The sequence below is a fragment of the Gilliamella sp. B2785 genome (assembly GCF_026537005.1).
GTDB lineage: Bacteria > Pseudomonadota > Gammaproteobacteria > Enterobacterales > Orbaceae > Gilliamella > Gilliamella apicola_E.
Window position 1 is genome coordinate 16314 of sequence record NZ_JAFNNC010000008.1, and the last position, 15182, is coordinate 31495.

16 protein-coding genes and 1 riboswitch are annotated in these 15182 nt (G+C 35.3%); of the genes, 6 read left to right on the top strand and 10 right to left on the bottom strand.

Going from position 1 to position 15182, the window contains the following annotated elements; translation table 11 throughout:
• Positions 1-16: 16 nt before the first annotated feature.
• Positions 17-559, bottom strand: a complete 543-nt coding sequence (locus tag J3U24_RS09655; RefSeq protein ID WP_065735254.1) for an NAD(P)H-dependent oxidoreductase — start codon at positions 557-559, stop codon at positions 17-19.
• A 105-nt stretch (positions 560-664) separates the two neighbouring features.
• Between J3U24_RS09655 and J3U24_RS09660 the strand changes: the two genes are divergently transcribed.
• The 3 genes from J3U24_RS09660 to radA all read left to right on the top strand — a co-directional run bounded on the left by J3U24_RS09660 (position 665) and on the right by radA (position 3559).
• Complete coding sequence (locus J3U24_RS09660) at positions 665-1006, top strand: winged helix-turn-helix transcriptional regulator (protein ID WP_065735253.1); 342 nt, start codon at positions 665-667, stop codon at positions 1004-1006.
• Positions 1007-1198: 192 nt separating this feature from the next.
• A complete protein-coding gene (gene serB / locus J3U24_RS09665; RefSeq protein WP_065561764.1) occupies positions 1199-2173 on the top strand; it encodes a phosphoserine phosphatase in 975 nt (324 codons plus the stop codon).
• Between the two features lie 9 nt (positions 2174-2182).
• Positions 2183-3559, top strand: coding sequence for a DNA repair protein RadA (gene radA / locus J3U24_RS09670; RefSeq protein WP_267337685.1), 1377 nt, complete (start codon positions 2183-2185; stop codon positions 3557-3559).
• A 73-nt stretch (positions 3560-3632) separates the two neighbouring features.
• On the opposite strand, the gene ppnN is transcribed toward radA, so the two are convergent.
• On the bottom strand, positions 3633-5009 hold the full coding sequence (gene ppnN / locus J3U24_RS09675; protein WP_220225506.1) for a nucleotide 5'-monophosphate nucleosidase PpnN: 1377 nt from the start codon (positions 5007-5009) through the stop codon (positions 3633-3635).
• 405 nt (positions 5010-5414) lie between these two features.
• Here ppnN and J3U24_RS09680 point away from each other — a divergent pair, with 405 nt between their 5' ends.
• On the top strand, positions 5415-6422 hold the full coding sequence (locus tag J3U24_RS09680) for a hypothetical protein (RefSeq protein ID WP_267330988.1): 1008 nt from the start codon (positions 5415-5417) through the stop codon (positions 6420-6422).
• Between the two features lie 22 nt (positions 6423-6444).
• Positions 6445-6564: riboswitch (molybdenum cofactor riboswitch) on the top strand.
• A complete protein-coding gene (gene moaA, locus J3U24_RS09685; protein ID WP_267337683.1) occupies positions 6557-7531 on the top strand; it encodes a GTP 3',8-cyclase MoaA in 975 nt (324 codons plus the stop codon). (Overlaps the previous riboswitch by 8 nt.)
• On the opposite strand, the gene gluQRS is transcribed toward moaA, so the two are convergent.
• From gluQRS to folK, 3 genes are all read right to left on the bottom strand, one after another.
• Entirely contained in the window at positions 7511-8392 is an 882-nt protein-coding gene (gluQRS, locus tag J3U24_RS09690) for a tRNA glutamyl-Q(34) synthetase GluQRS (protein WP_267330989.1), read from the bottom strand. The two genes, moaA and gluQRS, sit on opposite strands and share 21 nt — an antisense overlap.
• 35 nt (positions 8393-8427) lie before the next feature.
• Positions 8428-8883: an RNA polymerase-binding protein DksA gene (gene dksA, locus J3U24_RS09695; protein WP_065561769.1), complete on the bottom strand. Its 456-nt coding sequence runs from the start codon at positions 8881-8883 to the stop codon at positions 8428-8430.
• A 135-nt stretch (positions 8884-9018) separates the two neighbouring features.
• On the bottom strand, positions 9019-9504 hold the full coding sequence (gene folK, locus J3U24_RS09700) for a 2-amino-4-hydroxy-6-hydroxymethyldihydropteridine diphosphokinase (RefSeq protein WP_065561770.1): 486 nt from the start codon (positions 9502-9504) through the stop codon (positions 9019-9021).
• A gap of 186 nt (positions 9505-9690) precedes the next feature.
• Between folK and J3U24_RS09705 the strand changes: the two genes are divergently transcribed.
• Positions 9691-11049 carry an MmgE/PrpD family protein gene (locus tag J3U24_RS09705; protein WP_267346997.1) on the top strand — a complete coding sequence of 453 codons (1359 nt, stop codon included), beginning with the start codon at positions 9691-9693 and terminating at the stop codon, positions 11047-11049.
• A gap of 39 nt (positions 11050-11088) precedes the next feature.
• Here the strand turns inward: J3U24_RS09705 and J3U24_RS09710 are convergent, their stop codons facing one another.
• The 5 genes from J3U24_RS09710 to purB are packed head-to-tail and all read right to left on the bottom strand — an operon-like array spanning position 11089 to position 15175.
• Positions 11089-11841 (bottom strand): amino acid ABC transporter ATP-binding protein, encoded by a 753-nt coding sequence (locus J3U24_RS09710; RefSeq protein WP_065735247.1) that lies wholly within the window; start codon positions 11839-11841, stop codon positions 11089-11091.
• Between the two features lie 10 nt (positions 11842-11851).
• Complete coding sequence (locus J3U24_RS09715; protein ID WP_267337681.1) at positions 11852-12523, bottom strand: amino acid ABC transporter permease; 672 nt, start codon at positions 12521-12523, stop codon at positions 11852-11854.
• Positions 12520-13296: an amino acid ABC transporter substrate-binding protein gene (locus J3U24_RS09720; RefSeq protein ID WP_141673889.1), complete on the bottom strand. Its 777-nt coding sequence runs from the start codon at positions 13294-13296 to the stop codon at positions 12520-12522. The genes J3U24_RS09715 and J3U24_RS09720 overlap by 4 nt, the downstream gene beginning before the upstream one ends.
• The gene (locus tag J3U24_RS09725) at positions 13296-13817 is read right to left on the bottom strand and encodes a GNAT family N-acetyltransferase (protein ID WP_267330993.1); all 522 of its coding nucleotides are present in this window, start codon (positions 13815-13817) and stop codon (positions 13296-13298) included. Before J3U24_RS09725 ends, J3U24_RS09720 begins: the two co-directional genes overlap by 1 nt.
• On the bottom strand, positions 13814-15175 hold the full coding sequence (gene purB, locus J3U24_RS09730) for an adenylosuccinate lyase (RefSeq protein ID WP_267337680.1): 1362 nt from the start codon (positions 15173-15175) through the stop codon (positions 13814-13816). The genes J3U24_RS09725 and purB overlap by 4 nt, the downstream gene beginning before the upstream one ends.
• Positions 15176-15182 lie beyond the last annotated feature (7 nt).

Genomic DNA, 15182 nt, shown 5'->3' on the forward strand with positions numbered 1-15182 from the left:
ATGTATTAACATTGCGCTACTTACTGTAATTTTCAATCAATTGAACTAATTGCTGACTATGCTTTAATGCTTTTGCTTTTATTGTCGTTTTTTCTCCCTCAATAACAGGCGACACGCCATATAAAATGGCAGGGGAAAGGTATTTCATTTGCGTGTAGAGCGCTGAAGTTTTTACGGATTGAAGTAAATGATTCATTAATTCAGGGGAATATTTTTGAAAATTTTGCTCTGTTTGTCCTACAGTTAAACTTTGCAATAACTTTTTATCTTTTAATTTATCGCCTTTCGAGCCATAAGCAAATTGATAGGTTAATACCTCATCAAACCATATTTTTAGTATTGCTGGCATGTTGAACCAATACATAGGGTATTGTAGAACGATAAGATCATGTCTAAGTAAAGCAGCTTGTTCTTCTTGTACATTGATTTTGTAATCTGGATAAAGTTGGTGAATATTACGAATTTCAATATCCTTTACTTTATCTTGTAATGTTTCAATAATCGTTTTATTGGCAATTGATTGTTCAATATTAGGGTGACCTAAAATAATTAATGGCATAATTGTTCCTTTGTTTTTATACTATAAAAAATTTAGTTACTCTCTTTAGTTTAGTGATTAATATTTTTTCAGCAATATCTATCTAATTTGATAGTAGGAATGTGTATGCAAAGCAGTGAACATCGATCATCAATACGATATAAGAATAAAATTTATTATTGCCCAATAAGTTTAGCTATGGATTTAATCGGTGGAAAATGGAAAGGTGTTATCCTTTATTATTTGCTTTCTGGTGAAAAACGATTTAGTGAGTTAAAAGTGGTGATCCCTGAAATCACTGATATGACGCTGAGCATCCAGCTTAAAAAGTTGGAGGAAGATGAACTTATCACTCGTAGTGTATATGGTGAAAAACCACCACTTAAAGTGTTATACAAATTAACCCCTTTGGGTGAAAAAATTGGCCCAGCACTTGAACAGCTTTGTATGTGGGGACTATCTGTTTAGTCTTCTTTCTTCATTTCTAAACTGAAGCTAATTACTATTGATTAACAATGAAATTTCTTGCAAAAAAAGTTGAGGAACGGGGTTTTTGAGCCGTAAAATTTAAGAAATAACTTCTTATAATCCTTACTTGGACAATCTTTAGTAGATATGGTAAATTCCGAATCTGTTTTACATTTTTAAGACTTTCGATATATGGCTTATACATTAACCTATAATGATCTCCCAGAAAATATTCAATACTGGCAAGGTTTACCTTTGTCTTTAAATGGTTGTGAAGTTGTTCCATTGGATTACAATGCGGGTAAAACGGGTTGGATTATTTATGGGAAAAAGTTAAATAAAACACTGCTTTCAAAATTTCAAAGGCAACTTGCAATGCCAATGGTTGTGGTTTCATCTTGGAAAATTAAAACCTATCAAATAGTACGTATTGCTGGCGTAATGCCGAAAAAAGCCAAATCGATTTCGCTAACATTAGGTATTGATGTTTCACCAATTGATAATTTACCCACATTGCATTCCCCAGGTTTATTAGTCATGGATATGGACTCGACCGCAATTGGTATTGAGTGTATTGATGAACTAGCAAAATTACACGGTGTCGGTGAACAAGTTGCTGCCGTGACTGAGCTTGCTATGCGTGGTGAACTTGATTTTGCTACCAGCTTACGTAAACGAGTTGCTACATTAAAAGGCGCACAGCAAGATATTTTAGAACAAGTAAAAGAGAGTCTACCATTAACACCAGGATTAACTTATTTAGTTAAAGAGTTACATAAAAAAAATTGGCATGTTGCCATTGTTTCGGGTGGATTTACTTATTTTGCAAATCATTTAAAACAGAAGTTAAAACTAATTGATGCTCACGCTAATGAATTAGAAATTAAAAACGGTAAGCTGACAGGTAAAGTTAATGGGCAAATTGTTGATGCTAAATATAAAGCGCGGATGTTACAACAATTAGCCACCTCTTTAGATATTCCTATTGAGCAAACTGTTGCGATTGGTGATGGGGCAAATGATTTAATGATGATTAGAATTGCAGGGCTTGGTGTTGCTTATCATGGAAAGCCTAAAGTCGTTGAAAAAGCAAGAATCAGCATCAATTATGCTGATTTAACCGGTTTATGGTGCATCTTATCTACCAGTTTATTAAGTGAAGGCTAGGAGAAGAATTTGGCAAAAACAGTAAAGCGCGCTTATGTCTGTAATGATTGTGGTGCTGACTATCCTCGTTGGCAAGGTCAATGTAGCGCTTGTCATGCATGGAATACCATTACTGAAGTTAGGTTAGCTAGTAGTTCATCACGCAATGACCGATTAACCGGCTATGCCGGTGGTGCAGGGCAAACTAAAATCCAAAAATTATCTGAAATTAGTCTGGAAGCCTTACCCAGATTTTCAACTGGATTTTCTGAATTTGATCGTGTACTTGGTGGTGGTGTAGTACCAGGTAGTGCTATCTTAATTGGTGGTAACCCCGGTGCCGGTAAAAGTACTTTGCTACTGCAAACCATGAGTAAACTGTCAGCACAAATGAATACCCTTTATGTAACTGGTGAGGAATCATTACAACAAGTAGCGATGCGTGCACATCGTTTAGGTTTACCGACAGATAATATTAATATGTTGTCTGAAACCAGTATTGAGCAGATCTGTTTACTTGCTGAACAGTCACAGCCAAAGTTAATGGTTATTGACTCAATTCAAGTTATGCATCTTGCTGATATTCAATCTTCGCCAGGTAGTGTGGCTCAAGTTCGTGAAACTGCAGCTTATTTAACGCGTTTTGCGAAAACCAAAGGCATAGCCATTATTATGGTTGGCCATGTGACTAAAGATGGCTCACTAGCAGGCCCTAAAGTACTTGAACACTGTATTGATTGCTCAATTTTACTTGATGGTGATGCTGACTCTCGATTTCGAACTTTACGTAGCCATAAAAATCGTTTTGGCGCAGTCAATGAGTTAGGTGTGTTTGCTATGACTGAACAAGGATTGAAAGAAGTCAGTAATCCATCTGCAATCTTTTTAAGTCGTGGTGAAGAGATGTTATCGGGCAGTTCGGTAATGGTGTTATGGGAAGGTACTCGTCCATTACTGGTTGAAATTCAAGCGTTAGTTGATCATTCTGTATATGGCAATCCAAGGCGAGTGACTGTCGGGCTTGATCAAAATCGGCTGGCACTTTTACTCGCGGTTTTGCATCGCCATGGTGGCTTACAAATGGCTGATCAGGATATTTTTGTTAACGTTGTTGGCGGGGTAAAAGTGACCGAAACTAGTGCCGATTTAGCATTGATTGCTGCATTGATATCCAGTTTTCGAAATCGCCCTTTACCACAAGATGTGGTTATTTTTGGTGAAATAGGTCTGGGAGGAGAAATACGACCAGTACCAAGTGGTCAAGAGCGTATTTCTGAAGCCGCTAAACATGGTTTCAAAAAGGCAATAGTGCCTATAGCTAATATGCCAAAGAAAAAGCCAGAAAATATGCAGATCTTTGCTGTTAAGAAAGTGTCGGAAGCGTTAGATATTTTAAGTGATCTTTAGAGTGTTCAAATATTGCTAAATACTCCGCCGATTTTTGTATCGGCGAAGTATAACTGGCTAATATTAAGGTTAATTAATAACAAATTTCATAACAAGGTTGATAGGCACTACCGCCAGGAAGCTTCATGCGATCTTGTTTTACATAGCTAAGCAGTAAATTATCTAATTGCTTCATGATTTCAGGATCACCTTGCAATTTATAGCGACCATGTTCAGCAATTTGCTTCATACCAAACTCTTTAACATTACCTGCAACAATTCCAGAAAAAGCACGGCGTAAATCAGCAGCTAATAATTCAACTGGCTGATCTTTATGTAGATTAAGTGATGCCATGTTTTCATGGGTTGGTTCAAATGGGTGCTGTAATGCTTCATCAATTTTGAGTAACCAGTTAAACCCATAAGCATCACCAGTTGCTAACCGTGATGATTTAACCTGTTTTACCCCATGTTTCATTATGCGTGCAACTTGTTCAGGTGAATCAATGATAATTTCATACAATTTAGTCGCTTCTTCGCCTAAAGTATTACGAATAAATTGATCAATCGCGTCAAAATAATCTTCACACTCTTTTGGACCCGTTAGAATAATTGGTAAAGTCTGATTTTTATTAGCAGGATTGAGCATAATCCCCAAAATATAAAGTAGTTCTTCAGCAGTACCAGGTCCGCCAGGAAAGATAACTATACCATGCGCCATTCGAACAAACGCTTCAAGTCGTTTTTCGATATCTGGCATAATGATGAGTTCATTAACTAATGCATTTGGTGGTTCGGCTGCAATTATCGATGGCTCAGTCATACCAATAAAGCGACTATCTTTTATACGTTGTTGTGCATGACCAACAGCGGCGCCTTTCATTGGTGCTTCCATTATTCCCGGACCGCAGCCTGTACAGATATTAAGTTCTCGTAATCCAAGTTGCATACCAACTTGACGAGCATAATAATATTCACTTTCGTTAATTGAGTGTCCACCCCAACAAACAATTAGATTAGGCTCTTCGCCAACGTGTAGGGCATTGGCATTACGCAGAATAGAAAAAACAAGATTGGTGATGTAATAGGAGTGCTCTTTTTCAAGCTTCTCGTTAGGTACCAAGTGTTTAATTGCCGTAATTTGGCCATTTAAAAAAAGAATATCACGTAAAACCGCAAACAGATTAGCTTGTATGGAGCGAATAATGCGTTTGTCGACAAAAGCACTTTCAGGTGCATCAATAAGCTCTAATTTAACTCCACGCTCTTTACTGATAACGTTAATTTCGAACGATTTAAATCTATCTAGTAATTCTTTAGTGTTATCCGTTTTACTACCCGCATTAAGAGTAGCTAATGAGCAATTTCTAAACAATTGATAAAGTTCGCTATTTGCTGATTTTTTTAAAATATCAACTTCAGCCTGCGCAAGTAAATCCATTGATCCTAACGGACTTATATGGGTAATCATCACAACCTCCATTTGACGGTTTTATCGACAAGGAAATCATTATATACTGAAATATAATGAATACTAAGCAAAGCTGAAAATAAGCTTAAATATAAACCAATTAGGTGAGTAAAAAATTATCTCTAGAGGCAGAATAATAATTACTCTATAATAAAAAATGTTAAAAAATTAACATGTTAAATAGACTGGATTTTATGGTTAGTGAGTTATCAATGAGAAAGGATTTTTATTTACTTATTAAAAATTATATCTTGCAGGTACGAGTGACATATTTAATGATCCGCAGACGCCGAATTTAAACTGTTAGCACAATATAAAGGCGTATTATTGTAAAAAGCCAACATTGCCTAACTGACTACCAATTATTGATTAGATAGCATCAACGCGCAATAGAGAAGGAATTTTATGAAACCTTGCACGACAACCTCGATTGAACATTATCAAATTATCACTGGTTATATCACCGATTTAGCAGTCTATCCATCACGAGAGACTTTTATTCAAGCCCGTAAATTAGCTGGGTGTGCTGATATTGATTTAAACTCAATCGGTTATCTCGCTGTGGTGTATAAAATCAATCAAATGATTGCTGCACAGGATTCATCCGGCAAGAATGATACGCCAAATATTGAACAATATTACCGATTTAAATTAGGTGATAAACTAATTGAAGGGGTTTGTAGTCGTGTTGCTTTTGCTGACGGTGATTATGTTGAGGTAGTGGTTGACCCAATTGATGGTGGCAGCTATTTTGCCTATGCGCTACGTCGACCTGCTGATCATATAATATGGATGCATCCTTATGTTATAGAGGGTACAGAAGCGAGCATTGAAAATCCTAAAACTCGCAAATCACTGATTGTAAAGGCCTTGGAGATGATCGGCATTTCAAGTTGTATTTGGGGCTTGATACAGCTCTATTTGCAAATCTCATTGGTGCCGACATTGTATCTCTTTATTTTTGGGATAATATTGTTGCCCCCTTTAAATATATTTTCTCGCAAAAAAAAACAAGTCAACACAGGTTCACCGATCGCAGACAGGATTTATACCACTTTAGGCTATCATAATCCTAAGCAGTTTAATATTGAAAAAGAGCAAGCATTATTCTTAAAGAAATTAGAGCAGTTAAGTGCAAATTATATAGCAAATTATAAAGGTCCATTAACCGATGGTGAGGAAATAATAAAAGAATTTCTTGATCAATATAAAGATCAACAATCGCCTAGCGATACTGAAAGTGACAAATTAATTAAGCATTACATAAAAATTGAACAAAATGGAATGCAGTGGGTCTATCTTTATCGCTGTGCGCCGACGATACCTAATTACATTACCGTTATTCATACTGAAAGGAATAATGATGAAATTGAATCATCTAATCAATCATCGAATAGTGATAATTGTCCGTAGTCAATAAATAGTGTCTATGCTAGACTTAAACAAACTCTGAAGCTTTTTCACCTAAGTGAGTTTCATATGGTGGACTAGCCGCGGTATAGCGCAGAAATGGCTATGCTTCCCGATTTGGATAAGGTGTTTGTGATATGCAATTAATGGATAATTTTCAGCGTCGATTTCAATATCTACGCTTGTCGATTACCGAGCAGTGTAATTTTCAGTGCCAATACTGTTTACCTAATGGTTATCGAACTAATAAAGATCATCGCTTTTTATCGTTAAATGAAATTGACAATGTTGTGTCAACGTTTACTGAACTTGGTGTACATAAAATTCGGTTAACGGGCGGTGAACCGACTTTGCGTCGAGACTTTATAGATATTTTGTCAATAATTTCTGCTTATCCCAGCATCAAACAACTCGCTATCACAACCAATGGTTCACGGTTATTAAAAAATGTGCATTATTGGCAACAAGCAGGACTTAATGCTATTAATATTAGTATTGACAGTTTTTCTCCTTACATTTTTAAACAAATAACAGGCCAAGATAAATTACGTGAGCTGATTCAAGGCGTTGAAAAATCATTAGAAGTAGGTATTAGGAAAGTTAAAATTAATACCGTTTTGATGAAAAATATGAACGACCATCTGGCTGATTATTTAACTTGGATTAAAGATCGTTCAGTTGAGTTACGTTTTATAGAATTGATGGAAACAACAGAAAGCCGTGAATTATTTAATCGTTATCATTTAGCTGGTCATGTGATGGAATCACAACTTATTGAACAAGGTTGGCAATTACAGTCAAAAGAGGCGTTCTCTGGACCTGCTAAAGTTTATGCGCATAGTGATTATCGAGGTAAGATAGGTCTGATTATGCCGTATTCAAAGGATTTTTGTAAAAGTTGCAATCGATTACGTGTCTCGTCGATCGGTAAATTACATTATTGCTTGTTTGGTGATGCAGCGGTTGATTTACGGGATTTACTACAAAGCTCTGAGCAAAAAGCGCAACTTAAAGCTAGAATTTTGTCTTCACTATTAATAAAACCTGAAAAACATTTATTACATACCCACCATTTAGGTATCACACCTAATTTATCTTATATTGGTGGTTAACATACAGTCTTGTTTGGGAATATGATTAATGTCCCAGTGTGATATCGCCCAATCTAATAACGCTTTCTGTGTGGCATCTTGCCAATTTTCGGGTATTTGTTGACCTAAAAATTGTAATGCTTGCACCGTTAATAATTTGGTTTTTTTTATATCAATTGGAGAGGCATGATTTTGCTTCGAGAGTTTATTACCATGACTATCTAAAGCTAATGGTAAGTGGCAGTAATTTGGGATTGTAAAATTAAATAATTGATAAAGTGAAATCTGTTTAGCGGTCACAGGTAATAGATCTGCACCACGAACAATTTCGGTTATTCCTTGATAATTATCATCTAATACAACAACTAGATTATAAGCAAATAATCCATCTTTTCGATGAATAATAAAATCTTCTAGTGCATTGATATGATCAATGCTTTGTTGACCTCTAATTTTATCATCAAAAGAGAAAATCGGATGATTTTGCTTTAAACGAATAGCAACGTTATTTAATGCTAAATGTCGCTCACGACAAAATCCATCATAAATATTGTTTTTAAGGCTATGGATCCGTTGTCTGGTACAATCACAATAGTAAGCTTTTTGCTCAGAAATTAATGATGCTAACACTGATCGATAACGTTCACTACAGTTAGACTGATATAAAACTTGATCATCCCAATAAAGATTAAAAGCTTCTAGTGTTTTTAATATTAAAGATGATGCGCCTTTGACTTCCCTTGGGGGATCAATATCTTCAATACGAACAAGCCATTTACCATTGCTGGCCTTGGCTTGTAAGTAGCTACCGAGAGCTGTCACCAACGAACCAAAATGTAATGGTCCAGAAGGTGACGGAGCAAAACGACCAATATATTGCATGGGCGTATAGGATAGAAAGAATAGTTAAATGAGAATCACATACCCATTTGTTTTTCACGAAGTTCAGCTAATGTTTTACAATCGATACATAAATCAGCGGTAGGTCTTGCTTCTAAACGACGGATACCAATTTCAACACCACATGATTCACAATAGCCAAAATCATCGGTTTCAATTTTCTTTAATGTTTTTTCAATTTTTTTGATAAGTTTGCGTTCTCTATCACGCGCTCTTAGTTCTAAACTGAACTCTTCTTCTTGAGTTGCGCGGTCAGCTGGATCTGGGAAATTAGCAGCCTCATCTTGCATATGAGAGACAGTTTTACCCATTTCACCTTGTAATTGTGAAAGCCACGCTTCTAAGATTAGTTTAAAATGTTTCAATTGCTTAGGATTCATATACTCCTCACCTTTTGCCTCTTTATAAGGCTCAAGCCCAGCAATTGATAGCAGACTAAGAGAAGATGTATTTACTTTTTGTTCCTTTTTCACAGCAATCCCCTTAAATACACATTATTTTCAAGCGCTAAACTATAGCAATAAATTAGCCTTTGGCAAATTTTTTTTACTATTTTTTTTGTGCTAAAAGTGCAGAATATTACAACTATATGTTATTAATAAGATTAATTATTCATCCCATTTTTTTAAATTATTCAAAGGACATTTTTTAATTAAATCAAACAGCTTATCGTTATCAGGTAAGATGAGTTCTGGTGAAATATCAAATAAAGGATAGAGTACAAATTCTCTATTTTTCATATGATAATGAGGAATTGTTAGTCTATCGTTGTCTATTATTAAGTCATCGTATAATAATATATCTAAGTCTAATGTCCTTGCTCCCCATCGATTATCTTTGCGTACCCGACCTTGTGATTTTTCTATTGCTTGTAGTTCATCTAATAAAGCTATAGGTTTAAGTGAGGTGGTTAACTTTATAACTGCATTGAGGTAATCATTTTGATCTTGTGGACCGAGCGGTTTACTGCGATAAAATGGTGAAATGTCAGTAACTACGGTATTGGGTAATTGTTTTAGGGCTGCAATAGCTTGATTAGCTTGAGCTAATGGATCGTTAAGATTACTGCCTAAGGCAATATAACATATTGACATAATTGGATGTATTTTTTCGTGATGTTTAAGCGTAGAGATATTTTAGCACATATAAAGTGTTATCAAGCTAGATTGCTAAATAATGATTATTTCTAGTTATTAAGATATAGCGATATAATCTTTTAAAAGCATATTTAGTATCCACTATTTGCTCAATATTTATTGAGATTTGTATGAGAGTTTATAATGAATCTAGGTCAACAATTGAGTTTGTTAATAATAAATACACCAATTATTGAGCAACAATCAGTCCTTGAATGTGCAATTAATGGTGTTATTGATTATTTTGCGAGTAGCTTACAGGCATCTAATGAAACTAATGTTCAGAAATTACTGGCATGGATAAATGATGAAGGTGGCAACAATCGAGCTTGGCTAATTGGTCAAAAAAAGTTAGCAACTAGCCGGCAAGCAGCATTATTTAATGGTTTTCAAGCACATTGTTTAGATTATGATGATGTACATATTGATGTACGTGGTCATCCATCAGCGGTTATCTTATCAGCCTTATTTTCTAGTATCCGCTTAGATGATTCATTAATGCGTTTAGATGGTCGTCGTTTTTTAACTGCCTATGTAATAGGTATTGAAGTTATGGCCTTATTGGGACGATGTGTCAATCCTGAACATTATGAAAAAGGTTGGCATACAACAATCACTTTAGGTGGTATTGCCGCAACAGCTGCTATTTGTTATTTATATGATGAACCATTTCTTGCTCAAGCATTAACTTTAGCTGCGACGCAAGCGTCAGGTCTGCGATTAATGATGGGGACACCAATAAAATTTTTGCATGCGGGATTGGCTGCACAACATGCTATACAATCGGTTGAATGGTTAAGAGCTGGGATTTCAGCAGATAAGGATTTTCTTGATGATAACCTCGGTTTTTTATCAATATATGGACAAGGCAATGATAATTTAGATTTAACTGTCTGGGCTAAGCCATGGAAAATTGTTGAACCAGGGTTATGGTTTAAGACTTATTCATATTGTTCTGCCGCTTCATATATTGCTGATGCGGGTAAGTTAATTTATAAGCATCCTAAGTTTAATGTAGATAATATTGATTATATTACTCTTTTCTTTGCACCAATTAATAGTGATGCAGCACTGATCTATAAAAAGCCATTATTAGCTGAGCAAGGACGTTTTTCAGCAGAATATATTTTGGCATTGATTTTACTCGGTATACCTATCGATTTTGAACAATTTGCTTCAAAGCCAATAGCTGACAATATCCTACAATTAATCCAAAAAATGCAGCGTAGTTATGATATACAATTAACTCCTCATCCTGATGCATATAATAAGCGCTATGTCGTTATTGAAATAGTATTAAATGATGGACAAAAAATTAGCCAACGACTGGATATTCCTAAAGGATCACCTAAAAATCCTTATAGCCAACAAGAATTGGCCGCTAAGTTATTTGGAGCATTGCAAAATGAAATTAAAGCACAACAATTATTGTCTGATATCTATGCTCTAGCCAATGGTATGGATATTAAACAATTACTCATATCGCATTGGAAAATGCTTTGATATCTACTATAAACAGTTAATTATTTTATAAATATAAGCTTAAATTTCAAAATCAATATCATCATTGAGTTGCCGTAAAAAGCGTTGAGTTAACTCGTGTTGTGGGTTATCAATTAATGATTTTGCTGGCCCTTCCTCAACAATAATACCATTAGCCATAAAGATGATGCGGTCGGCCACATACTTTGCAAACTCCATTTCATGGGTTACGATTAGCATAGTTATCTTTTCTTTGGCTAGTTTCAGCATCACTTGTAAAACTTCATGAACTCTCTCAGGATCTAACGCAGAAGTTGGTTCATCAAATAATAATACTTTTGGTCTTACAGCTAATGCCCTAGCAATTGCAACACGTTGTTGTTGCCCTCCCGATAATGTTACAGGATATTGATCAGCATAAGCTAACATTCCAACTCGCTCTAACAATGATATTCCGTACTGTTGTGCCTCACTTTTCTTCATTTTCTGTGCAACAATTAATGGATAAGTAATGTTTTCTAAAGCTGTTTTATTTCTAAATAAATTGTAGTGTTGAAAAACCATTGCTGATTGTTTGCGTAAATTGGTCTCTTGCTTATGGTTGTAATGTTCACTATTTAGTATTACTTTATCAATACGAATCGTTCCTGTATTAGGTTTTTCAAGTAAATTAAGACAACGCAATAAGGTTGATTTTCCCGATCCGGATGGTCCAATAATGGCAACGACTTCACCTTCTTTGATATTAAGATTTATTTCTTTTAAAACTTCATTATTTCCAAATCGTTTTGATAAATGAGATACACTAATCATCATGCTCTCCTTAACGATGATATGGTTTAGTTAGTTTACGTTCTAACTGCTTTTGTAACCATGAATAGGCGACAACTGTTAGCCAGTAAACAATACCGACGGCTAAGTAAGTTTCAAAATAGAGAAAAGAATTAGCAGTTAACATTTTTCCTGCTGCTAATAATTCTTGTACCCCGACAAAAAATGCTACAGAAGAGTCTTTGAGTAGTGAAATAAACATATTCCCCGCATTCGGTAAAGCATTAATCATCGCTTGAGGTAATATAATTCCTCGATAAACCTGAATTGTACTTAATCCTGAGGTTAATCCTGCTTCTTTTTGTCCAAGATCAACCGAAGTTAAGCCAGCACGAAATATCTCGGCTAAATAAGCTGAATATTTTAAACTAAAACAGATAATAGCCGCCGTGGTTGCGCCTACCTGTTTCATAATTGGAAATATTTGTGGTAGGCCATAGTAAATAATAAACAGTAAAACGACAGATGGAATTCCACGAAATAAAGAAATAAACAGCGCCAAAAAAGAATCAATTACAATAATTTTATTGTTTCTAATCAAAGCAATAGCAAGCCCTAATATAGTGGCAAACATAAATGATATAATGGCAATAAAAAGTGTAACTGGCAGATAAGGTAATATCTGCGGGAATACACTAAAGAAATAGTTTATATTAAAATTCATGAGGTAATATCTTCACCAAAATATTTAATTGAAAGATTTTTCAATGTTCCATTAACACGTAATTTTTCGATGGCTTGGTTAAATTTTTCTCGTAAAGCTTTACCTTTTTCATCCTTACTAAATGGGAAGGCAACTTGTTCAATAGTAATTGGTTCGCCCACTAATTTGAATGGTAGATTTTTTCGTTTAATTTCTGCCAATAAAATTGGTTTTGAATTGACATAACCATCGACTCTTTGAAATTCTGTATCATGCATTGCTCCATCTCGAGTTTCATAGGTTTTGATCGTAATTTCGTTATTAGGAAATGCTTTTTTAAGATTATTAATATGGTTTGAACCAAGTACCCCTGCAATAGTTTTACCATTAAAATCAGTTAACTGATTAATATTGTTATTATCTTTGTGTGTAACAATTTGACTACCATAAAAACTATACGGCTGAGAAAAATCATATTTAGCTTGACGAGTTGGTGTAACTGCCACTGCATTTGCTACCGTATCTAAACGACCTGAGTCAAATTGGCCCATTAATCCACCAAATTCAGCAATTACCCATTCAACTTTAAAACCTAACTCATTGGCAATTGCTTCTGTGACTTCGACATCAAATCCAACTAACTTTCCATCTTGTTTATAACCATTCGGGTAACTTTGACCGGTTGAGCCTACTTTTATAATGTTTTGTTCCGCCGCCTGATTGTTTGATTGATTATCACAACCACTCAGGGTAATTAATAAAATAGCAGAAAACCATGTTATTATTTTTTTCATTATTGATGACTCCTCTTTTTCCATTCGGAATAGTTTTTGTGATTTAATATTTTTTCAAAATAAAGGGTAGTGTGATCACTGGTTAAATTTACTTGCCCTATTTGTTGATATCCTTTTTTGCGATATATATTGGCTAACCATGGATGATTGGCTGCTGTACCTAAAGTTACGGCGGGAAGCTTAAGTTGGTTAATTAAAACTTCTTTTTCAACCCAATCCCATAAAGCATTACCATAGCCTTTTCCTTTATAAATTGGATCTGTTGCAAACCAGCCTAAATGTGGTAATCCATAAGGTCCTGGGTTATTTCCCCATGGAAAACGTATGCTTAAGGTTGATATTAATTTATTGTCCTTTTCTATTATATAAACTGCATTCGAATCAATATGATGAATTATTTCTTCAGGTTCGACAGTAGCTGCTGCAAAATGAATGCCTAACTGTGACGTAGCTTGATATGCTCGGTGCAATAATTGTTGATATGCTGGAATATCGGAACAGCTGATTAAGCGAAAATTCATAATAATACTCCGCTTTGCTCCGCATATTTGATTACTTGGTCGACTTTTTGTGGTGCAGACCCCAGATAATTAATTGGATTTAACCAATTATCAAGTTCAGACTCGGTAAATTGTTCACTTAAACGTGGATCATCCAATAGGAGTGATTTAAATGGCCGGTTTTGTTCAAATGCTTGCATAGCATTTTCATAAATTAAATGGTGAGCAGTTTGTTTTCCTAATCGCTTGCCAATTTCGAACATTATTTTTTCTGATAACAGTAAGCCATTTTGTTTTTTTAAATTAGCTAACATTTGATCAGCATTGACTTTTAGTCCTTTTAAAACAGCTAAAGCGGTTTGAAGTTGTGCTGAAATATAAAGATTAATTTCTGGCAGGGCAATCCATTCTGCCCGCCAGCTCATGGCATCCCGTTCATGTTCAACTTTCATTGATTCATGAATAAGTGCTACACTTTTTAATAGAGGTGCGGTAAGACTAGCTAAACCTTCTAAGGCGGCTGGATTACGCTTATGAGGCATGGTAGTTGAGCCAATTTTACCATCTGAAAAGGGTTCTTCGACTTCGTTAATTTCTGTTCGCATAAGGTTGTAAAATTCGTTACCAATTTTGCCAAGCGAACCGCTAATAAGAGCAATAACTGACGCGTATTCAGAAAAACGATCTCGTGCAGATTGCCAACCAATATTGGGTGTATTTAGTCCAAGTGAAGTTAATGCACGATTTTCCACTTGTGGACCCAATTCACCCATTGATGCATAAGTACAAATAGCTCCGCTAATATTGCCGACTAAAACTCTTTGTTTTATTTCAGATAGACGTTGTAAATGACGAACAAACTCGTCTAACCAAACCGCTAATTTAAAACCAAATGTTGTCGGTAATGCTTGCATACCATGGGTACGACCTACCATAGGTAAAAATTGATATTTTTTTGCTAACAGTTTGAGTTCATTCGCGATCAGTTTGGTATCACGTTCAATTATTGCAAATGATTGTTTTAGTTGTAAGACTGTCGCCGTATCAACAATATCTTGGGTCGTTGCACCATAATGAATAAATTGACCCGCTTCACCCACTTGTTTTTGCAGTGCATTAATGGTTGACATTAAGGAGTGTTTGGCTTTAGCTGCTTCATCGGCTATTTGTTCAATAGATAGTTGAGAGGCATCGGCTTTTTCAATAATTGCATCGGCAACCTCGCGTGGAATCACACCTAGTTCACCTTGTGCTTGCGCTAGGGCAACCTCAACTTGTATTTGTTTTTCTAAACGATGTTGTTCTGACCAAATGGCGCGCATTTCACTCGTGCCAAAATTATTACCTAAAATCAAAAAATCTATAACGTGTGATGCCACTAAATCA